Below are 21,282 nucleotides of genomic sequence, written 5' to 3'. Positions count from 1 at the left end.
GTACCCATGGCGGAGTTGACGATCTCACCAGACGAGATTAAGGGAGCGATCGAGCAGTATGTCTCGTCGTTCGAAGCCGATGCCTCCCGTGACGAGGTGGGCATCGTCACCGACACATCGGACGGTATCGCGCACGTCAGCGGTCTGCCCGGCGCGATGGCCAACGAACTGCTGCAGTTCGACGGCGGCGTGCTCGGCGTGGCCCTGAACCTCGACGAAGACGAGATCGGTTGCGTCATCCTCGGTGACTACGAGTCGCTCGAAGAAGGCCAGCAGGTCAGCCGGACCGGCGAGGTCCTCTCGGTGCCGGTCGGTGACAAGTTCCTCGGTCGCGTCGTCGACCCGCTGGGCAAGCCGATCGACGGCCTCGGTGACATCGAGTCCGAGGCCGAGCGCGTTCTCGAACTGCAGGCCGCCTCGGTGCTCGAGCGTCAGCCGGTCGAGGAGTCGCTCGCCACCGGCATCAAGGCCATCGATGCCATGACCGCCATCGGCCGCGGCCAGCGTCAGCTGGTGATCGGCGACCGCAAGACCGGCAAGACCGCGGTCTGCATCGACGCCATCCTGAACCAGAAGGCCAACTGGGAGTCCGGCGACGAGAGCAAGCAGGTTCGCTGCATCTACGTCGCGATCGGGCAGAAGGGCTCGACCATCGCCGGCGTCAAGACCGCTCTCGAAGAGGCCGGCGCGATGGAGTACACCACCATCGTCGCGGCGCCCGCCTCCGACTCCGCCGGCTTCAAGTGGCTGGCCCCGTACACCGGCTCGGCGATCGGCCAGCACTGGATGTACGAGGGCAAGCACGTCCTCATCGTGTTCGACGACCTCACCAAGCAGGCCGAGGCCTACCGCGCGATCTCGCTGCTGCTGCGTCGCCCGCCGGGCCGCGAGGCCTACCCCGGCGACGTCTTCTACCTGCACTCCCGTCTGCTGGAGCGTTGCGCGAAGCTGTCCGACGAGATGGGTGGCGGATCGATGACCGGTCTGCCGATCATCGAGACCAAGGCCAACGACGTCTCGGCGTTCATCCCGACCAACGTCATCTCGATCACCGACGGTCAGGTGTTCCTGGAGTCGGACCTCTTCAACAAGGGTGTCCGCCCGGCCATCAACGTCGGTACCTCGGTGTCGCGCGTCGGTGGTGCTGCCCAGACCAAGGGCCTGAAGAAGGTGTCCGGCTCGCTGCGTCTGGAGCTCGCCCAGTTCCGTGAGCTCGAGGCGTTCTCCGCCTTCGCCTCCGACCTCGACGACGCGTCCAAGGCGCAGCTCGAGCGCGGCGCCCGCTGGGTGGAGATGCTCAAGCAGGATCAGTACTCGCCGTACTCGGTCGAGGACGAGATCGTGTCCATCTACCTCTGCGGTGAGGGCCACTACGACTCGGTTCCGGTCGACGACGTGCGCAACTTCGAGACCCAGCTGCTCAGCCATCTGCACCACGAGGCCAAGGGCGTCTACGACTCGATCGCCGGCGGCAAGGTGCTGACCGACGACCAGGCCGAGGCACTGGTCGACGAGACCAACAAGTTCAAGAACAGCTACCTGACGCACGACGGTAAGCGTGTGGTGAACGAGGCCGAGACCAAGGCCATGGACTCCGAGGACGTCACGCACGAGCAGATCACGGTCCGCAAGTCGTGATCGCGTCGTCCGCATATCGTCCGAAGGAAGGGGTGAGGACGCATGGCCAGCATTCGTGAGCTGCGCTCACGCATCCGGTCGGTGAACTCGACGAAGAAGATCACCAAGGCCCAGGAACTGATCGCGACCTCGCGGATCACCAAGGCCCAGGCCCGCGTCGTCGCCGCCAAACCGTACGCGCACGAGATGACCGAGGTGCTCTCCGAACTGGCGAGCAACTCCGGCTCGCTCGATCACCCGCTGCTCGTCGAGCGGGAGCAGCCCAAGCGTGCCGGGGTCCTGGTGGTCACCAGCGACCGCGGTATGTGCGGTGGTTACAACTCGAACGTGTTGCGGGCGACCCGTGAACTCATCGCGCTGCTGCGCGACGAGGGCAAGGAGCCGGTGCTGTTCGTGATGGGGCAGAAGGGTGTCGGGTACTTCTCGTTCCGCGACACCTCCGTCGCCGATTCGTGGACCGGGTTCTCCCAGTCGCCGGATTACTCCGACGCCAGCAACGCGTCGAACTTCCTGGTCGATCTTTTCCTCGCCGGATCGGGCGAGCAGGTGGAGCGGCCGGACGGGGAAGGCACCCTGGAGGGCGTCGACGAACTCCACCTCGTCTACACCAAGTTCGTCTCCATGCTCACCCAGCTGCCGGAGGTCCGTCGGATCGCCCCGCTCGTGGTGACCGAGGACGACGATCCCGAAGAGGCCGAGATCCATTCGTCCTCGCGCAACTACTCCTTCGAGCCGGGGCCGGAGGCCCTGCTGGAGGCGCTCCTGCCGCAGTATCTCGCGACCCGCGTCTACGCGGCGTTGCTCGATTCCGCGGCGTCGGAGTCGGCGGCCCGACGGACCGCCATGAAGGCGGCCACCGACAACGCCGAAGAGCTGGCGACCTCGCTGTCCCGCGAGGCCAATCAGCTCCGGCAGGCGCAGATCACCCAGGAGATCAGCGAGATCGTCGGCGGTTCGAGCGCCCTGGCCAAGTGACCTATCGACCCAAGAGGAAGTGACCCAACCACAATGACCGCAGCAGTAACCACACCCTCGGATGCCTCGACGGGTTCGGCCGACGGCCGTGTCGTCCGCATCATCGGCCCCGTCGTCGACGTCGAATTCCCGCGGGGTTCGATCCCAGAACTCTTCAACGCGCTGCACGCCGAGATCACTCTCGACGCGGTGGCCAAGACCCTGACGCTCGAGGTCGCGCAGCACCTCGGCGACAACCTGGTGCGCACCATCTCGATGCAGCCCACCGACGGCCTGGTCCGCGGTGCGACCGTCTCCGACACCGGCCGTTCGATCGTCGTGCCCGTCGGCGACGTCGTGAAGGGCCACGTGTTCAACGCCCTCGGCGACTGCCTCGACACCCCCGGCCTCGGTCGCGACGGTGAAGAGTGGAGCATCCACCGCAAGCCGCCGCCGTTCGACGAGCTCGAGGGCAAGACCGAGATCCTGGAGACGGGCATCAAGGTCATCGACCTGCTGACCCCGTATGTGAAGGGCGGCAAGATCGGCCTCTTCGGTGGCGCCGGTGTGGGCAAGACCGTGCTCATCCAGGAGATGATCACCCGTATCGCCCGTGAGTTCTCCGGCACGTCGGTGTTCGCCGGCGTCGGTGAGCGCACCCGTGAGGGCACCGACCTCCACCTCGAGATGGAGGAGATGGGCGTTCTGCAGGACACCGCGTTGGTGTTCGGTCAGATGGACGAGCCGCCGGGCACGCGTATGCGCGTGGCGCTGTCGGCGCTGACCATGGCGGAGTACTTCCGCGATGTGAAGCACCAGGACGTGCTGCTGTTCATCGACAACATCTTCCGGTTCACCCAGGCCGGTTCGGAGGTGTCGACCCTGCTCGGTCGTATGCCGTCCGCCGTGGGCTACCAGCCGACGCTGGCCGACGAGATGGGTGAGCTCCAGGAGCGCATCACCTCGACCAAGGGTCGCTCGATCACCTCGCTGCAGGCGATCTACGTCCCTGCCGACGACTACACCGACCCTGCACCGGCGACCACCTTCGCGCACCTCGATGCGACCACCGAGCTCTCGCGTCCGATCTCGCAGCTGGGCATCTACCCGGCCGTGGATCCGCTGACGTCGACCTCGCGCATCCTGGAGGCCTCGATCGTCGGCGACGAGCACTTCCGCGTCGCCAACGAGGTCAAGCGGATCCTGCAGAAGTACAAGGAACTCCAGGACATCATCGCCATCCTCGGTATGGACGAGCTCTCCGAAGAGGACAAGGTGACGGTGCAGCGCGCACGTCGCATCCAGAAGTTCCTCGGCCAGAACTTCCTGGTCGCCGAGAAGTTCACCGGCCAGAAGGGTTCGGTCGTGCCGCTCGCGGACACGATCGAGGCATTCGACCGGGTCGCCAAGGGTGAGTTCGATCACCTGCCGGAGCAGGCCTTCAACAGCTGCGGTGGACTCGACGACGTGGAGGCTGCGGCCGCCAAGATCAGCGGAAAGTAGCGGATCGTCATGGCTGAGAAGTCCTTTCACGTCGAGGTCGTCGCCGCCGACGAGAAGTTGTACTCGGGTGAGGCCACCTTCGTCATCGCGCAGACCACCTCTGGTGAACTCGGCGTGCTGGCCAATCACGAGCCGTTGCTCGGCCAGCTCGTCGCCGGTGGCTTCGTCGTCATCGTCGAAGAGGGCGGAAAGCGCCTGTCGGCGGCCGTGCAGGGCGGTTTCCTGTCGGTCACCGGCGAATCGGTGACGGTGCTCGCCGAGTCGGCCCAGTGGGCCGACGGTATCGACGCGGCGGCCGAGCGCGCAGCCCTGGAGGCAGCAGAGCCGGGTAGCGAAGAGTACAACCGTGCGCATTCGCGCCTGGCGGCGGCGGAGCACGCGGCCAAGTAGCCCAACCCGCGGGTCGCGACATGCGGCCACAGGCGGTCAGATCAGACGGCGGCCGGTCATCGCAACACTGCGATGGCCGGCCGCCGTGCTGTGTCTGGCATGCTGGTGTCAGGTACGGCCGCGCACCGAGTCGCTCGACTCGCCACGGTGTGTGAACCAACGCATCGCATTCAGCCCACGCGCGGCCGCCGGCGGGAGGTGTGCGCCTGGTGTTGTCGTCGATCTCGTTGCTGCTCGGCATCATGCTGGTCGTCGCCGTGCTCGTCTGTGCCCTCCTGGCCTATCGGCTGGCGCAGTTGCGCAAGGCGGGTACCCCGGTGCTGTTGCGCGAGCTCCCCGCCGCCGCCGACGAGGGCTGGCGCCATGGGACTGTGCACTACGGCGACGAGACACTGCGCTACTTCCGGCTGAGTTCGCTGCGCCCGGGACCCACACGCACCCTGACCCGGCAGTCGATCGAGATCAGTCGTCGCCGTCGCCCCGAGGGCACCGAGGCGGACATCCTCGAGGGCATGATCATCATGGAACTCGAGCCGGGCGCCGACGACGCCGGCCGCGCCTACGAACTCGCGATGGCGCCGGGCGCCGACACCGCGTTCCAATCGTGGCTCGAATCCCGACAATCCCATCGATCGCAGCGTCGGCGCAGCGCCTGACGACAGCAGGTCGACGATCGTCGCGGCCTGACCGGGAAGTAGATTCAGGACATGGCGGTACATCTCACGCGCATCTACACGCGCACGGGCGACGACGGCACGACAGGACTCAGCGACTTCTCCCGGGTCGCCAAGACCGATGTGCGGGTGGCGGCCTACGCCGACTGCGACGAGGCGAACGCGGTGATCGGGACGGCCCTGGCGCTCGGCGGCGACGTCCCGGACGACATCGCCGAGGTCCTGCAGATCGTGCAGAACGATCTGTTTGACGCGGGCGCCGACCTCGCCACCCCGGTGGTCGCGGATCCCGAATACCCCCCGCTGCGGGTCGAACAGGACTACATCGACGCGCTGGAGACGTGGTGCGACGGTTTCGGCGAGGGGTTACCGAACCTGGACTCGTTCATCCTCCCCGGCGGCAGTCCGCTCAGCGCACTGCTGCACCACGCCCGCACGGTCACCCGCAGGGCCGAGCGCTCGGCGTGGGCTGCGGTGGAGGCCGATCCCGAGCGCACCAGTGTGCTGCCCGCGCGCTACCTGAACCGGTTGTCGGATCTGCTGTTCATCCTGTCCCGGGTGGCCAACCGGCCCCCGCACGGCGACGGCGACGTGAAGTGGGTGCCGGGTGGCGAGCGCCGTCGGCCGCCCGCGAGCCGGACGAGCCGAGGTGCGGGTGGCAGTGCGGCCGAGCAACGCCGATGATCGCGGGGCCGACAGCTAAGGTGGCAGCGTGAGTGATCGCTTTCTGGTCTCCGGTGGAGCCCGCCTGACCGGTGAGGTCTCCGTGGGTGGTGCCAAGAACAGCGTGCTGAAGCTGATGGCGGCATCGCTGCTCGCCGAGGGCACGACCACGTTGACCAACGCACCGGAGATCGCCGACGTCCCGCTGATGGCCGACGTGCTGCGCGGCCTCGGCGCCGTCGTGACGATCGACGGTGAGACCGTGCGGATCGAGGCGCCGGCCGAGCCCAAGTACCACGCCGATTTCGATGCGGTGAAGCAGTTCCGCGCGTCGGTGTGCGTGCTCGGGCCGCTGATGGCGCGCTGCCACCGTGCCGTCGTCGCGCTGCCGGGCGGCGACGCCATCGGGTCCCGTCCGCTGGACATGCACCAGGCCGGCCTGCGTGCGCTGGGCGCGCACAGTTCGATCGAGCACGGATGCGTGGTCGCCGAGGCGGATTCGCTGATCGGGGCGCCCGTGGCGTTGGAGTTCCCGTCGGTCGGTGCGACCGAGAACATCTTGATGGCCGCCGTGCTCGCCGACGGCGAGACCACGATCGACAACGCAGCCCGTGAACCCGAGATCGTCGATCTGTGCGTCATGCTCCAGCAGATGGGTGCGCAGATCGACGGTGCCGGCACCTCGACGTTGACCGTGCGCGGAGTGGACCGGCTGCATCCCACCACGCACCGCGTCGTCGGCGACCGCATCGTCGGCGCGACGTGGGGGATCGCCGCGGTGATGACGCGCGGCGACGTCACCGTGCGCGGTGTGCTCCCCGAACACCTGCAGCTGGTGCTCAACAAGCTCGGTGACGCGGGTGCGCAGGTCGACCGGTTCGCCGACGGCTTCCGGGTACGCCAGGACCGTCGACCGATCGCCGTCAACGTGTCGACGTTGCCGTTCCCCGGATTCCCCACCGACCTGCAGCCGATGGCGATCGGCATGGCCGCCATCGCCGAGGGGATGTCGGTGATCACCGAGAACGTCTTCGAGGCGCGGTTCCGGTTCGTCGAGGAGATGGTCCGGCTCGGTGCCGATGCGCGCACCGACGGACATCACGCCGTGCTCCGCGGGATCGAGCGCCTGTCCAGTGCGCCCGTGTGGTGCTCCGACATCCGCGCCGGCGCGGGATTGGTGCTCGCCGGACTCGTCGCCGACGGGGTGACCGAGGTGCACGACGTCGAGCACATCGATCGCGGTTACCCGCATTTCGTGGAGAATCTGCGCAGCCTCGGTGGCGAGATCGAGCGGGTGGGTGGCTGACGATGGCCACCGAGCACGTTCACCACGAGTCGCGAGGCGGTAGCGGGACCGACGGGTCCGCGCATGCGGACGTGGACATCGCCGAGTGGGCCACGCGTTTCGATCTCCTGTCGGACCCGCATCGCCTGGCGATCCTCGTGGTCCTGCACCGACATCCCGGCATCATCGTCGGGGACCTAGCCGCCGCTGTCGGTCGGACCGAAACGGCTGTCTCCCAAGCGCTCCGTGTGCTCCGGCACCAGGGGTGGGTCAGTTCCACCCGGGTCGGGCGGTCGGTGAGTTATCGACTCGACGATGACACCGTCCACCGTCTGCTGCACTGGATGGGCGCCGGGCACACCTAAGGGTGGTGTCCCACCTGCCCCTTCGGACAGTCTGTTCACGTAAACATCTGAATAGGTGGACAGATGACCGCGGTGGTCTTAACGTCGCCTCATGTCCACGTTGACACCCACCACCACGACCGTCGCGATGCACATGAGCGACGGCATCATCAACGCGCCGGTCTCCGCGCTGTTCGGGGTGATCGCCCTCGCCGGCCTGGCGTTCTGCGTCTGGCGCGCCCGTACCGATCTCGACGAGAAGACGGTCCCGATGGCCGGCCTGGTCGCGGCGTTCATCTTCGCAGTCCAGATGATCAACTTCCCGATCCTGCCCGGCGTCAGCGGCCACCTGCTCGGGGGCGCCCTGGCCGCCATTCTGGTCGGCCCGTACACCGGCGCGCTGTGCATCGCGATCGTGCTGGTCGTCCAGGCGTTGCTGTTCGCCGACGGCGGCGTGACCGCCCTCGGGGCGAACATCACCAACATGGCGCTGATCTCGACCTTCGTCGGCTACCTGGTCGCGGTTGCGGCCTACCGCCTGATCGGGCGGCGATCGGCGTCGGTGGGCCGACTCGGAGTCGTGGCATTCCTCGCTGCGCTGTGCGGAACAGTAGCTGCAGCAACGGGATTCGTGGTCGAGTATGCACTCGGGGGTGCGGCTGCCGAATCGCTCGGCACCGTCGCCGCCTACATGTGGGGCACACATGCCCTGATCGGGATCGGCGAAGGGCTCATCACGGCGGTGACGGTGATGGCCGTCGCGCGGGCGCGCCCCGACCTGGTGTACCTGCTGCGCACCCAGGCCCGCACCAGCCACGATCCGATCGGAGTCCCGGCATGACCACCACCAGCCATCCGCGGCGCGTCAGTCGGCGTACCTTCTTGGCGGCCTTCGCCGTGGCCGCGCTTCTGATCGCCGGCATCGTCTCGTATGCGGCCAGCTCGTCGCCCGACGGGCTGGACTCGGCGACGCTGCGCGGGTGCGAGACGGTCGAGGTCAACGGCGCCGAGGAGTTGAGCGGCAACTGCATCGCCCAGCACGCGACCGACCATGCGATGGCGTCGTCGCCGCTGGCCGACTACTCCGTCCGTGGGATCGGCTACACCAACGGCATCGCCGGCGTCATCGGTGTGCTCGTCACCCTCGCTGTCGCGGTGGGCCTGTTCTGGCTGATCGCCTCGCGTCGCTCCGCCCGCTCGACGTCGAGCGCCGACGGCGGACGCTGAGCACCATGGGTGTCGGCCATGCCCATCCGCTCTATCGTGCGGGCGACTCGGTGGTGCACCGGGCTCCGACCGAGGTGAAGCTGGTCTGCCTGGTCGTCTTCGTCTTCGCGGTCGTCGCCACCCCCCGGGAGATGTTCTGGCCCTACGCGGTCTACGCCGCGATCCTGTTCGTGGTGTGGCGATGCGGTGGCATCGGAGTCCGATGGATACTCCCGCGGATGCTCATCGAGGCCCCGTTCGTGGTCCTCGCCGTGCTGCTGCCCTTCGCCGAAGGCGGACAGCGGATCGACGTCGCGGGACTCTCGTTGTCGGTCGCCGGCCTGTACGCGGCGTGGGGCATCGTCATCAAGGGCACATTGGGCGTCGCCGCGTCGCTCACCTTCGCCGCGACCACCCCGGCCCGCGAGCTCCCGCTGGCGTTGACTCGCCTGGGCATGCCCGGGACACTCAGCCCGGTCATCGTGATGATGCTGCGGTACACCGATCTGCTCTCCGCCGAGATCAAGCGGATGCACATCGCACGGCTGGCTCGCGGTGACTCACCTCGGATGCTGCACCAGGCGAGTGCGATCGCCAAGGGTGTCGGCGCCCTCTTCCTCCGCTCCTACGAACGTGGGGAACGCGTGCACCTGGCGATGATGTCGCGAGGCTTCACCGGGTCGGTACCGGAGATGCCCGGTGTGGCGACGGCCCCGCGCGCCACCGCCGGTCAATGGGTGACCGTCGCACTGCCCGCTCTGGTGGCCGTCATGGTCGCCGTGATCGCCTGGGGGACAAGATGACAGATCAGACGCGATGCGATCACGACACATCGGGGGAGTGGGCCGTCGAGGCACGCGATCTGCGATTCACCTATCCGGACGGGCATCTCGCGCTCGACGGTGTCGACCTCTCGATCCGCCCGGGTGAGCGGGTGGCATTGCTCGGGCCCAACGGCGCCGGCAAGACCACGCTGATGTTGCACCTCAACGGCGTGTTGCTGCCGACCGGGGGACAGGTCCGGATCCACGGCACGCCCGTCGCCAAGGACTCGCTGCGTCAGGTGCGGCGGCAGGTGGGACTGGTCTTCCAGGACCCCGACGATCAGCTCTTCATGCCGACCCTCGCGGAGGATGTCGCGTTCGGACCGGCCAACTTCGGGGTCGGCAGCCCCGAACTCGCCGAACGCGTCGGGGAAGCGTTGGCCGCGGTAGGGATGACCGAACACGCCCAACGCAGTCCGCATCACCTCTCCGGCGGGCAACGCCGGCGGGGCGCGTTGGCCACCGTCCTGGCCTGCCGACCCGACATCCTGGTGCTCGACGAGCCGTCGGCCAACCTCGACCCCGTGGCGCGCCGCGAACTGGCCGAGACCCTGCTGACTCTCCACACGACCATGCTCGTGGTGACCCACGACCTGCCCTATGCGGCGCAACTGTGCGACCGGGCCGTGATCATCGACGAGGGACGGGTGGTCGCCGACGGCGCGATCCTCGACATCCTCGCGGACGCGGACACGTTGGCCCGCCATCGGCTGGAACTGCCATGGGGATTCGACGTCGGGACGATGGCCGACCTGTCCGATCGGACAGGTCGCTCGCTACCGACCGGGTAGTGCTGCGGACGTAACGGACGGTTTGACGTTCGAGACCTGTTTGGTGATGTGTGACGCGCGTAACGTCGCCGGTGCTCCACTACCGACGTTGAAAGATGCGCATCGCGCAGGAGGTCAGGTCATCATGCAGGTTGACGAACTACTGAAACCGTTTCCCATCAAGGAGTTTCACCCGTTCCCGCGGGCCATGATGGGTCCCGGTGCACACGAGATGATCGGCCCCGAGGCCCTCAAGCTCGGTTTCAAGCGGACCCTGGTGATGACCACCGGCCTGCGCGGCAGCGACACCGTGCACAAGATCGTCGAGTCGTGCAAGTACCACGGTCTCGAGGTCGTCCTGTTCGACCAGGTCGAGTCGAATCCCAAGGACTACAACGTGATGGACGCCGTCTCGCTGTACAACACCGAGCAGTGCGACTCCTTCATCTCCATCGGAGGTGGGTCCGCCCACGACGCCTGCAAGGGCGCCCGGATCTCGGTGGCCCACGACGGTCGCAACATCAACGAGTTCGAGGGTTTCAACAAGAGCGAGAACCCGAAGAATCCCCCGCACATCGCCGTATCCACCACGGCCGGTACGGGTTCGGAGACCTCCTGGGCCTACGTGATCACCGACACCACGACCGATCCGGACAAGCCGCACAAGTACGTGGCGTTCGACGACGCCTCGGTGACGACACTGGCGATCGACGATCCGGTTCTCTACTACGATTGCCCGGTCGCGTTCACCGCACAGTGCGGCTTCGACGTGCTGGCACACGCGAGTGAACCCTACGTGTCGCGACTGAACTTCCCGCCGTCGATGGGCAATGCGCTGCACGCCGTCCGGCTGACCGCGCGTCATCTGCGTGAGGCGACCTGGAATCCGACCGAACTCGCCGGCCGCGAGGGCATGATGTACGCGCAATACATTGCGGCGCAGGCATTCAACTCGGGCGGCCTGGGCATCATCCACTCGATCAGCCACGCGGTCTCGGCGTTCTACGACACCCACCACGGCCTCAACAACGCGATCGCGTTGCCACGGGTGTGGGCGTTCAACATGCCGGTCCTGTACGACCGTTTCGCCGATCTCGCCGAGGCGATGGGCGTCGACACGCACGGCATGACCAAGGTGCAGGCGGCCGACCAGGCGCTCAACGCCGCGATCCGATTGCTGCGCGACGTCGGCATCCCCGAGAAGTTCACCGATGTCACACAGGATTCGCACATCAAGAACCGTCTCGGCACCGGTCCGACGAAGTTCTACGAGAACCGCAAGGAGATCTCCGGAGCCCCCGAATCCATCGATGCGATCACCAATCACGTTCTCGGTGACGCATGCACGCCGGGCAACCCGAAGGAATGCACCTTCGAGACCGTCCGGCCCGTCGTCGATCACTGTTTCAACGGTGATCTCGACGACCTGATCTCGTAGAGGTCCCCCAACCTCTACGACGGTGGCGGATGGCGGACCCAATGCCCCCGACCCGGGTCCGCCATCCGTCTCCTACCCGAAGGAAGCCGCGATCACCGATGCATTCGACAAGCTGATGAAGACACGCTGATGAATCAGCAACGCAGAGAACCGGAGACACCGATGTCCGTCCACCTCGCCGATGACACCTCAACTCTCGATCCGACCGTTGCCGACGACGCGATCGAGTTCACCGACGTGGCGGACGTTGTCGAGCGCTTCGCCGACGCCGGCTACCTTGCCGATCAGCGACTCGCCACCACGGTGTTCCTGCAGAGCCGGCTGGGCAAGCCGATCCTGCTGGAGGGCCCGGCCGGCGTGGGCAAGACCCAGTTGGCCAAGACGCTCGCCGAGGTGACCGGGCGTGAACTGCTCCGGTTGCAGTGCTACGAAGGCCAGGACGAGACGACCGCCCTGTACGAGTGGGACTACGGCAAGCAACTGCTCTACACGCAGGTGCTGCGCGAGAAGATCGGTCAGGTCGTCGCCGACACGTCCACCATCGCCGAGGCGGTGGAGCGGATCGGGGCGGAGGAGAGCGTCTTCTTCTCCGAGCGTTTCCTGGCGCCACGACCGTTGCTCGAGGCGGTGCGTTCGGATCATCCGGTGGTGTTGCTCGTCGACGAGGTGGACCGTGCCGACGAGGCATTGGAGGCGGTGCTGTTGGAGCTGCTCGCCGAGTACCAGGTCTCGGTGCCGGAGATCGGCACCTTCGTGGCGACCCACCAGCCGATGATCGTGTTGACCTCCAACAACACTCGTGATCTCTCCGCAGCCCTGAAGCGGCGGTGCCTGCACCTGTCCCTGGACTACCCGGAGGCCGAGCGCGAACTCGAGATCATCAAGTCGAAGAACACGGGACTGTCCGAGACGCTCGCGGCCAAGCTCGTCGAGATCGTCCGCGGACTCCGCGACCTGGATCTTCGCAAGGCCCCCAGCATCTCCGAGGCGATCGACTGGGCGCGCACGCTCGCCGTCCTCGGCGCCGACGAGCTCAACGCCGAGATCCTCTCCGACACGGCCAATGTGGTCGTCAAGTACGACCGCGACCTGACCCGTGCCATCGATGCGATACCGCGGCTGGTCGACCCGAATGCCGAGGTGCCCGCTCACCTCCACGGCCACGGCCACGGTCATTCGCACGGCCACTCACGTGATCACCACGATCACGATCATGGCGACCACGACCACGACCACGGGGACAACTCCGGTCAGGCCAAGCGCGCCGCCAAGGATGCACCGGGCCGGCACGCCGACGACTACTACGGGTCGCCCGGCAGTCACAACGACGCGGGTACCCGCGGTGGGGTGAGTCCCGGCCAGGGGAGTCGCTCGTTCAAGGCCCGCGGCACCGCGCGCAAGCGCCCGTTCTAGGTCACCGCGATGGAAGGGGCTGTGCACCGGTTCGTCCGGTTGCTGCGACTGCACGGAATCCGCATCGGGGTGTCCGAGGCGATGGACGCGATGCAGGCCGCGGGGACCGCCGAGATCCTCGGCGACCGTGAGCTGCTGCGGTCCGCGCTCGAGGTCTGTCTGGTCAAGGACCGACGGGACGAGGCGACGTTCAACGAGGTCTTCGACAAGTTCTTCGGACTACGGGCCGTTGTGGATTCATCCGGTGCACACGGACATTCACACACCCACGACGACCTCAGCGACTCCGGTGAACTCGAGGAGTACACCCTGTCCGACGAGGTGGGCCAGACTCCGCAGCAGGGTCACAGTCATGGTCCGCCGTCGAACATCCGGCAGTACTTCGATCCGGAGGATCTCGCCGACCAGTACAACCTCCACCAGGAGGCCAACAAACTCGACATGGCGTCGCTGACCGACGAGATCGTGCTGTCCGCCGACGAGGTGCCGAACTCCGAGGCGGCCGCCCGGGTCCAGCTGACCGTGTCCAGGCTGCACAACCCGGGGCGGCCGGGCGAGCTGGTGACCGGGAACTCGTCTCAGCTCGACGCGGAACTGTCGGTGGCACAGGAGATGGCGCTGCTCGACTGGCTCGACGCCGACGACGAGGGCACCGGCGGGCAACCCGATCCCGAGGAACTCGCCGCCCTGCGCGATGCGCTGGCCGGACTGCTGGACGGCCTGCCGGAGAGGTTGCGCGATCATCTCGAGCAGCTGATGGCCACCGACCACGAACTCGAGAGCCGCGAGATCAAGGCGTCGGTGCGCGACGTCATCCACGAGAACGAGCGGGCCAGTCTCGAGGACTCGATCCGCCGGCTGATCCGCAGCCTGCACGGCGCCCCACGTGCGCGACGGAAGCTGGCCGCGCGCGGGACCGTCGACGCGGCGCGGACGATGCGCGCGAATCTGCGCTACGACGGTGTGCCGTTCCGACCCATCACGGTCGCCAAGGTGACCGATCGGCCGAGTCTCCTGCTGTTGACCGATGTCTCGCTCTCGGTGCGGACGGCCTCCCGATTCACCCTGCAGCTGGTGCACGGACTGCAGAGCATGGTCGCGCACGTGCGGTCCTTCGCCTTCGTCTCCGATCTGGTGGAGATCACCGATCTCTTCGCCGAGCACCCGCCCGAGGAGGCGCTGTCGCTGGTGGTTTCCGGGCTGCCCGCGGGTGGGGTTCTCGACACCGACGCGGACTCCGACTACGGCTCGGCGCTGGCCACGTTCCTGGAGGAGTTCGGCGGCGCGATCAACCGGCGGACCACGGTGATCGTGCTGGGGGATGGTCGCAACAACGGGCGTGATCCCAATCTGGCGGCATTCGAGGAGATCACGCGTCGGGCCCGCGAGACGATCTGGATCACCCCCGAGCCGACGTACTCGTGGGGACTCGGATCGTGCGATCTGCCCGGTTACGCGGCCCTGTGCGACCGGGTTCATGTGGTCCACGACCTCTCCGCGCTGGAGCAGGTCTCGGTGGACGCATACGGCGCGTGAGGTGCACGCATCCGCGTAGGATCGCGACAAGGGGGATGGGACAGGTGAGGTGACGTTGCGTACCGAGGTGAGCGACGCGGTGACCCGCGGCGGGGTGCGTATCGCCAAGTTCCACACCCCGGAGATCATCATCGGTCGCGGATCCCTGGCCGAGGTGCCGCGCGCCGCATCGGGTCTCGGTGTCCGGCGTCTGATGATCGTGTCGGATCTCAAGGTCATGGGCACGCCGTGGTACCCCGAGCTCGCCGATCGTCTGAGATCTTCTGGACTGCAGGTCTATTCGTTCACGGGTGTATCGCCGAACCCGCGTGCGCCGGAGATCTCGGCGGCGCTCGAGCACTACGAGGCGGCTCGCTGTGAGGGCATCGTGGCCCTCGGCGGCGGGTCCGTGATCGACGCCGCGAAAGGGGTGGCGATACTGGCCGCCAACGGCGGCCACATCCTGGAGTACGAGGGCATCGATCGCGCTCGTCGACCGCTGCCGCCGCTGGTGGCCGCGCCGACCACGGCCGGCAGCGGCTCCGACGTGTCCCAGTTCTGCATCATCAACGACGTGGACCGGCGGACCAAGGTCACCATCATCGGACGTGGTCTGGTGCCAGACGTGTCGGTGATCGATCCGCGGTTGCTGGCCACGATGCCGCCGGAGGTGGTGGCGCAATCCGGGATGGATGCCATCACGCATTGCATCGAGGCCTTCGCGTCGGTCGCGCACAGCCGCCTGACCGACACCGTGGCGCTGTCCGCCATCGCCACCGCGTGGCTCTGCATCGAGCGCCTCGTGGACGATCCGACGAACCCGGACGCCGGCCTGGACATGGCATACGCGGCGCTCGAGGCCGGGATGGCGTTCACCAACGCCATCCTCGGTGCCACGCACGCGATGAGTCACCCCGTCGGGGGGCTCTGCGACGCGCCGCACGGTGCGATCAATGCCGTCCTGCTCCCACACGTGATCCGGTTCAACGCCGAGCTCGACCCGCAGCCCTATGTCGATCTGGCCGCCGCGGTGGGCGTCCCGGAGGCCGGATCGCCCTACGCAACCGCCGACCGGTTCGCGGCGAGTGTGGCAGCTCTCGCCGAGCGGGTCGGACTGCCGGGATCGCTTGCGCCGCTGGGGGTCCGAGAAGAGCACTTCGAGATACTCACCGCGAACGCGATGGCCGACGCGTGTATGACCACCAATCCCCGACAGCCGGTCGCCGCCGACGTCGCGCGGATCTATCGCGAGGCACTCTAGGTCATGGGTCGCGCCGACGAGTTGCGCAGGACGGAGGCCGGCGACGATGTCGCCGGTGCCGACCAGCTCGATTCGCTGCTCGGTCTGCACTCGGTCAAGGGCTCGCACTATGCGCAATATCGCGGCGTCGAGCAGCGTCTGACCCGCGTCGTCGGTGCGCTGGACCGGATCTCTCGGGCCCTGGTGCAGACCGCGGAGGGGCCCGAGACGCTGGTGTTGTCGGTGGTGCGCGCGGTCCACGAACATCTCGACGCCGAATGGGTGGTGTTCGCGCTGTGTGACGGTGAACTGGACCGGACGGGGCCGCGACACCTGATGATGACGCGCGACGGGACGATCCTCGCCTTCGAGGGCGTGCAGATGGCCCGGACGCCCAGCCATCTGCCGGACGAGGTGCTCAATCGACTCAACGACATCCTGCGCAACCAGATGGGCCAATTGACCCGACCGGTGGTCGACGACCACCACCTGCACGTCCCGGTGCACCTCGACGGCCGGGTGGTGGGCGGGCTGTCGGCCTGGACCCCGGACCACAAGCTGGTCGATTCGGCTGACCTCGTGGTGATGCGGATCCTGGCCCGCCAGGCCGCGGTCGCGTTGCTCAACGCGGCACTGTTGGAGGAGAGCCGTCACCAGCTCGCGCGCGCCGAGGACGCATACGCGAAGGCATCCGAGCAGGCGGCTGACCTCGCCGCACGGAATGTGGAACTCGAACGGACACAACGGGAACTGTCGGCCGCGATGCGGCAGCGTCTGGTCGTCGAGGAGCGCGAGCGCATAGCCAGGGAACTCCACGACTCGGTCACCCAGTCCGTGCTGTCCGCGGGCATGCAGATCGAGGTGTGCCGGATGGAATCCGGACCGGAGACCGCCGAACGGCTCGAGGTCGCCGGTCGACTCACCCGCGACGCCGTCGAGCAGCTGAGATCGGTGATCTATGCGCTCAATCAGGCGCCGTCGGTGAGTGAACTGAGTCTCGGCGAGGTACTCGACGGCCTGTGTTCCATGCACATGCCCGCAGACCTCGCGACCGAGGTGCGGGTGGCCGGGCGGGTCCGGGACCTCCCCGACGACGTGCAGCACGCGATCCTGCGGATCGCCGGCGAGGCACTTTTCAACACCGCGGTCCACGCCGAGGCATCGTCGGCCCGCATCACCCTCACATACGGTGAGGCCGAGGTCGGCCTCGTCGTCGACGACGACGGCGGTGGGGACCCGGGCCACATGCGCCGGGTGATGCGGGCGGCGCGGCTCGGCGACCTCGCCGGCCGGCACCGCGGCCTCGCCAATATGGCCACCCGGGCCGAGGAACTCGGCGGTGCGCTGCGCATTCGTCGCTCGCGGATGGGCGGGGTGCGCATCGCGGTGGAGGTGCCGGTGGGCGACGACGATCGGCCGGCCTCGCGCCGGAGACGGGAGAACGCGATATGACTGCGCCGGAGACGACCGCGGTACGCACGATGTTGGTCGACGATCACGCCCTGTTGCGGGAGGGCATCCGCTCGCTGCTCGATCGCGAGTCGTCCATCTCGGTGGTCGGTGAGGCCGACTCCTACGATGCCGCCCTGGCCGAGGTGACCAGGTGCCGACCCGACGTGGTGGTCGTCGACCTCAAGCTCACCGCGGGCACCGAATACGAAGGTCTGCGACTCATCCGTGAGATCGCGGGCCGCCACCCCGGGGTGGCGGCGCTCGTGCTGACCACGTTCCTCGACGACGACCTGGTGGTCCGGGCGGTCAAGGCCGGGGCGCGGGGCTATGTGGTGAAGGACGTGGACACGACAGAACTGGTGCGCGCGATCCAGGCGGTGTCCGGTGGCGGCAGTGCCTTCGATCCGCGGAGCGCGGCGATCGTGCTGCGGACGGTGTCCGGCGAGGGGGATGGTCCCGAGGCCCTCACCGATCGCGAACGCGAGGTGCTGCGGCTGCTCGCCGACGGGATGTCGAACAAGGGGATAGGGCAGACGCTCTTCATCTCCGAGTCGACGGTGAAGTTCCACATCCGCAACATCATCCGCAAGCTCGGCGTCTCCAAACGCACCGATGCCGTCTACATCGCGAGCAAACGGGGTCTCATATGACCCGCCGCGTTCCGGGTCGATGCCCAAAACTCTTGGGGCAGGAAAACTTCAGTGCCCGTCGGAGCGGCTGACTATCCAGGCGGCGTCAGGATCAGCCATCCGCCGTGATCCTCCAGATAGTCGGCACCGGCATGTCCGACCGTGCCGGCCCAACCCCGCAGGTCCGCCTCGGAGAGCCGGACCAGGTGACCGAAATGCTCGCTGGGGTTCTCCTCATACGGAACTGCGACGACCACCCGCAGCCGCGCCACCCGCAGCGCCTCCGTGAGCGCGGTCGTCGCGGCCCACTCGTCGAGGTGTTCGAGCAGGTGGATCAGGGTGACGGTGTCGACGGAGTCGTCCGCGAACGGCAGGTCGGTGGCATCCCCGACGACTGCGTGCACCGGAGCACCGCGACGACGTGAGTTGCCGATGAGCAGGTCGACGGCGCCCGCCGAGATGTCGCAGGCCTGGACCTGGCGACCGTCCTCGGCACATTGCAGTGCGAAGAACCCGAAACACGACCCCACCTCCAGGACGCTGTCCCCGAGGATCAGCGACCGCGCCCGCCGGTGGATGGGGCTGAAGGGGGAGTCGCCGGAACGCAGCTCCTGTAGGGAGTTGTCGTAGAACGCGGCCCATCCTCGTGCCTCGGTGGTCGCGGACGTGCGGATGACACCGACGGCGGCAGCCTCGAACGCGTCCTGACCTGCGATCACTCCGAGATCGACCAGAGGGAGCAGGCCGGCGATCATCGTGGAGTCGGAGATGGTGGCGGCGTCTAGTCGGTGCACGATCTCCACGCCGTGGGCCTGGTGACGCCAGCCGAACTCGCCGCATGTCGCGAAACCGGCAGGTAGGGATGTCGCACGACGGACCACCGGGCGCGGGCGTTGACGGACGAGACGGTCCACGGTCTTCACACCTCCGACGCTATGGAGGTGCGTTGATGCAGGTAACTGACCATCGAGACGCATCTACTGTCCGAACGGATGGTGCGCATGGCGCAGATCACACTTGGGTACGGACGTCCCAAACTGCCGATTATCGCCGATGCGCCGGTCACCGCACCGCTCTGACCTGCACTTTCCCAGCAGCTGACATTCGCTGAACAGGCGATTTGACCCTGGCTGCGGAACTGCGTAACTTTCTTCAAGTCAGAGCGACCACGGCGCCGCCCCGGACAGCCCCGAGAGGGGAAACGGGGAAGGGAAACCGGTTTCTGCACTGACCGCCCCGAGAAATCGACCAGGTTAGCTTCGTGCGCCTGAATCGAAATCTCGGACTGCCAGACACTCCCGATTGAACTTCGACCGAGAGTTGCGGGACGCCGAGAGGGTCTGGTAGGCTGGAAGAGTTGCGCCGGAGACGGACAACATTCCAAACCAGAACGTCAGCCTTCAGGTGAGCGCCTCTTTACGGGGTAGTGCCGGTGGGTGTGTGTTCTTTGAGAACTCGATAGTGTGTTGATGAATTGTCTGATGCCATGATTGGCATCGTGTGTCCAAGGATTTGGACATCAAGATGAATTATTTTGTGACACCCACTCGGTGAGTGGGTGTTGCTAGTTTTTGAAATGGTCAGGTCTATATATCTCTCTGACTGAGATTGTGTTGAAAGATGCCGGCTCTGCCGGCGTATTTCGAATGATTTTCATGGAGAGTTTGATCCTGGCTCAGGACGAACGCTGGCGGCGTGCTTAACACATGCAAGTCGAACGGAAAGGCCCAGCTTGCTGGGTACTCGAGTGGCGAACGGGTGAGTAACACGTGGGTGATCTGCCCCAAACTTTGGGATAAGCCTGGGAAACTGGGTCTAATACCGGATATGACCATGGGATGCATGTTCTGTGGTGGAAAGCTTTTGCGGTTTGGGATGGGCCCGCGGCCTATCAGCTTGTTGGTGGGGTAATGGCCTACCAAGGCGACGACGGGTAGCCGACCTGAGAGGGTGATCGGCCACACTGGGACTGAGACACGGCCCAGACTCCTACGGGAGGCAGCAGTGGGGAATATTGCACAATGGGCGCAAGCCTGATGCAGCGACGCCGCGTGAGGGATGACGGCCTTCGGGTTGTAAACCTCTTTCACCAGGGACGAAGCGTGAGTGACGGTACCTGGAGAAGAAGCACCGGCCAACTACGTGCCAGCAGCCGCGGTAATACGTAGGGTGCAAGCGTTGTCCGGAATTACTGGGCGTAAAGAGCTCGTAGGCGGTTTGTCGCGTCGTCTGTGAAATTCTGCAACTCAATTGCAGGCGTGCAGGCGATACGGGCAGACTTGAGTACTACAGGGGAGACTGGAATTCCTGGTGTAGCGGTGAAATGCGCAGATATCAGGAGGAACACCGGTGGCGAAGGCGGGTCTCTGGGTAGTAACTGACGCTGAGGAGCGAAAGCGTGGGTAGCGAACAGGATTAGATACCCTGGTAGTCCACGCCGTAAACGGTGGGTACTAGGTGTGGGTTCCTTTTCACGGGATCCGTGCCGTAGCTAACGCATTAAGTACCCCGCCTGGGGAGTACGGCCGCAAGGCTAAAACTCAAAGGAATTGACGGGGGCCCGCACAAGCGGCGGAGCATGTGGATTAATTCGATGCAACGCGAAGAACCTTACCTGGGTTTGACATACACCAGACGCATACAGAGATGTATGTTCCCTTGTGGTTGGTGTACAGGTGGTGCATGGCTGTCGTCAGCTCGTGTCGTGAGATGTTGGGTTAAGTCCCGCAACGAGCGCAACCCTTGTCCTGTATTGCCAGCGGGTTATGCCGGGGACTTGCAGGAGACTGCCGGGGTCAACTCGGAGGAAGGTGGGGATGACGTCAAGTCATCATGCCCCTTATGTCCAGGGCTTCACACATGCTACAATGGCCGGTACAGAGGGCTGCGATACCGTGAGGTGGAGCGAATCCCTTAAAGCCGGTCTCAGTTCGGATCGGGGTCTGCAACTCGACCCCGTGAAGTCGGAGTCGCTAGTAATCGCAGATCAGCAACGCTGCGGTGAATACGTTCCCGGGCCTTGTACACACCGCCCGTCACGTCATGAAAGTCGGTAACACCCGAAGCCGGTGGCCTAACCCTTGTGGAGGGAGCTGTCGAAGGTGGGATCGGCGATTGGGACGAAGTCGTAACAAGGTAGCCGTACCGGAAGGTGCGGCTGGATCACCTCCTTTCTAAGGAGCACACAACATCACTCGTTTCGTGGGCGTATGTTCCGCGGCGAGTGTGTGTTCGAGGGTGAAACATCAGACAGGCGCGACGTCTTCCGAATCTCGGATGACTCGAGTCGGTCGTCGGCCGTGAGGCCGGCGCGTCATCAGCACACTATCGGGGTTCTGAGAGAA

19 protein-coding genes and 1 rRNA gene are annotated in these 21,282 nt (G+C 66.2%); 19 read left to right on the top strand and 1 reads right to left on the bottom strand.

The genetic code is table 11. The annotated features are described in order from the left end of the window. Positions 1–6: 6 nt before the first annotated feature. The 18 genes from atpA (at position 7) to D7316_RS06475 (ending at position 17,959) form a co-directional block, all read left to right on the top strand. Positions 7–1,638, top strand: coding sequence for a F0F1 ATP synthase subunit alpha (gene atpA, locus D7316_RS06560; RefSeq protein ID WP_124707563.1), 1,632 nt, complete (start codon positions 7–9; stop codon positions 1,636–1,638). Between the two features lie 42 nt (positions 1,639–1,680). Next, complete coding sequence (locus tag D7316_RS06555; RefSeq protein WP_124707562.1) at positions 1,681–2,613, top strand: F0F1 ATP synthase subunit gamma; 933 nt, start codon at positions 1,681–1,683, stop codon at positions 2,611–2,613. A 33-nt stretch (positions 2,614–2,646) separates the two neighbouring features. Continuing rightward, the gene (atpD, locus tag D7316_RS06550; protein ID WP_124707561.1) at positions 2,647–4,095 is read left to right on the top strand and encodes a F0F1 ATP synthase subunit beta; all 1,449 of its coding nucleotides are present in this window, start codon (positions 2,647–2,649) and stop codon (positions 4,093–4,095) included. Positions 4,096–4,104: 9 nt separating this feature from the next. After that, positions 4,105–4,485 carry a F0F1 ATP synthase subunit epsilon gene (locus D7316_RS06545; RefSeq protein WP_124707560.1) on the top strand — a complete coding sequence of 127 codons (381 nt, stop codon included), beginning with the start codon at positions 4,105–4,107 and terminating at the stop codon, positions 4,483–4,485. A gap of 212 nt (positions 4,486–4,697) precedes the next feature. After that, complete coding sequence (locus tag D7316_RS06540; protein WP_124711164.1) at positions 4,698–5,141, top strand: DUF2550 domain-containing protein; 444 nt, start codon at positions 4,698–4,700, stop codon at positions 5,139–5,141. Between the two features lie 51 nt (positions 5,142–5,192). Beyond that, positions 5,193–5,843, top strand: a complete 651-nt coding sequence (locus D7316_RS06535; protein ID WP_124707559.1) for a cob(I)yrinic acid a,c-diamide adenosyltransferase — start codon at positions 5,193–5,195, stop codon at positions 5,841–5,843. A gap of 28 nt (positions 5,844–5,871) precedes the next feature. Beyond that, positions 5,872–7,128: a UDP-N-acetylglucosamine 1-carboxyvinyltransferase gene (gene murA, locus D7316_RS06530; RefSeq protein WP_124707558.1), complete on the top strand. Its 1,257-nt coding sequence runs from the start codon at positions 5,872–5,874 to the stop codon at positions 7,126–7,128. A gap of 2 nt (positions 7,129–7,130) precedes the next feature. After that, positions 7,131–7,472: an ArsR/SmtB family transcription factor gene (locus D7316_RS06525; RefSeq protein WP_124707557.1), complete on the top strand. Its 342-nt coding sequence runs from the start codon at positions 7,131–7,133 to the stop codon at positions 7,470–7,472. 91 nt (positions 7,473–7,563) lie between these two features. Further along, the gene (locus D7316_RS06520) at positions 7,564–8,292 is read left to right on the top strand and encodes an energy-coupling factor ABC transporter permease (RefSeq protein WP_124707556.1); all 729 of its coding nucleotides are present in this window, start codon (positions 7,564–7,566) and stop codon (positions 8,290–8,292) included. Continuing rightward, positions 8,289–8,678: a PDGLE domain-containing protein gene (locus D7316_RS06515; protein ID WP_124707555.1), complete on the top strand. Its 390-nt coding sequence runs from the start codon at positions 8,289–8,291 to the stop codon at positions 8,676–8,678. The genes D7316_RS06520 and D7316_RS06515 overlap by 4 nt, the downstream gene beginning before the upstream one ends. Before the next feature lie 5 nt (positions 8,679–8,683). After that, a complete protein-coding gene (gene cbiQ, locus D7316_RS06510) occupies positions 8,684–9,460 on the top strand; it encodes a cobalt ECF transporter T component CbiQ (protein WP_124707554.1) in 777 nt (258 codons plus the stop codon). Continuing rightward, positions 9,457–10,272 (top strand): energy-coupling factor ABC transporter ATP-binding protein, encoded by an 816-nt coding sequence (locus D7316_RS06505; RefSeq protein ID WP_124707553.1) that lies wholly within the window; start codon positions 9,457–9,459, stop codon positions 10,270–10,272. Before cbiQ ends, D7316_RS06505 begins: the two co-directional genes overlap by 4 nt. Positions 10,273–10,396: 124 nt before the next feature. Continuing rightward, positions 10,397–11,689 (top strand): NDMA-dependent methanol dehydrogenase, encoded by a 1,293-nt coding sequence (gene mdo / locus D7316_RS06500; protein WP_124707552.1) that lies wholly within the window; start codon positions 10,397–10,399, stop codon positions 11,687–11,689. A 162-nt stretch (positions 11,690–11,851) separates the two neighbouring features. Continuing rightward, on the top strand, positions 11,852–13,102 hold the full coding sequence (locus tag D7316_RS06495) for an AAA family ATPase (protein WP_124707551.1): 1,251 nt from the start codon (positions 11,852–11,854) through the stop codon (positions 13,100–13,102). A 9-nt stretch (positions 13,103–13,111) separates the two neighbouring features. Continuing rightward, positions 13,112–14,638: a VWA domain-containing protein gene (locus D7316_RS06490; RefSeq protein ID WP_124707550.1), complete on the top strand. Its 1,527-nt coding sequence runs from the start codon at positions 13,112–13,114 to the stop codon at positions 14,636–14,638. Between the two features lie 55 nt (positions 14,639–14,693). Then, positions 14,694–15,878, top strand: coding sequence for an iron-containing alcohol dehydrogenase (locus D7316_RS06485; protein WP_124711163.1), 1,185 nt, complete (start codon positions 14,694–14,696; stop codon positions 15,876–15,878). Between the two features lie 3 nt (positions 15,879–15,881). Next, positions 15,882–17,309 (top strand): MadS family sensor histidine kinase, encoded by a 1,428-nt coding sequence (locus D7316_RS06480; protein ID WP_124707549.1) that lies wholly within the window; start codon positions 15,882–15,884, stop codon positions 17,307–17,309. Beyond that, a complete protein-coding gene (locus D7316_RS06475) occupies positions 17,306–17,959 on the top strand; it encodes a MadR family response regulator transcription factor (RefSeq protein WP_124707548.1) in 654 nt (217 codons plus the stop codon). The genes D7316_RS06480 and D7316_RS06475 overlap by 4 nt, the downstream gene beginning before the upstream one ends. 71 nt (positions 17,960–18,030) lie before the next feature. Here the strand turns inward: D7316_RS06475 and mftM are convergent, their stop codons facing one another. Beyond that, positions 18,031–18,861, bottom strand: coding sequence for a mycofactocin oligosaccharide methyltransferase MftM (gene mftM, locus D7316_RS06470; protein ID WP_232016799.1), 831 nt, complete (start codon positions 18,859–18,861; stop codon positions 18,031–18,033). A gap of 729 nt (positions 18,862–19,590) precedes the next feature. Between mftM and D7316_RS06465 the strand changes: the two genes are divergently transcribed. Next, positions 19,591–21,111: ribosomal RNA gene (locus D7316_RS06465) — 16S ribosomal RNA — on the top strand. The last annotated feature ends 171 nt before the right edge of the window (positions 21,112–21,282 follow it).

Source organism: Gordonia insulae (assembly GCF_003855095.1).
Taxonomy (GTDB): Bacteria; Actinomycetota; Actinomycetes; order Mycobacteriales; family Mycobacteriaceae; genus Gordonia; species Gordonia insulae.
Note: the sequence above shows the minus strand (reverse complement) of the source record. Positions and strands in the feature narration are given on the sequence as shown.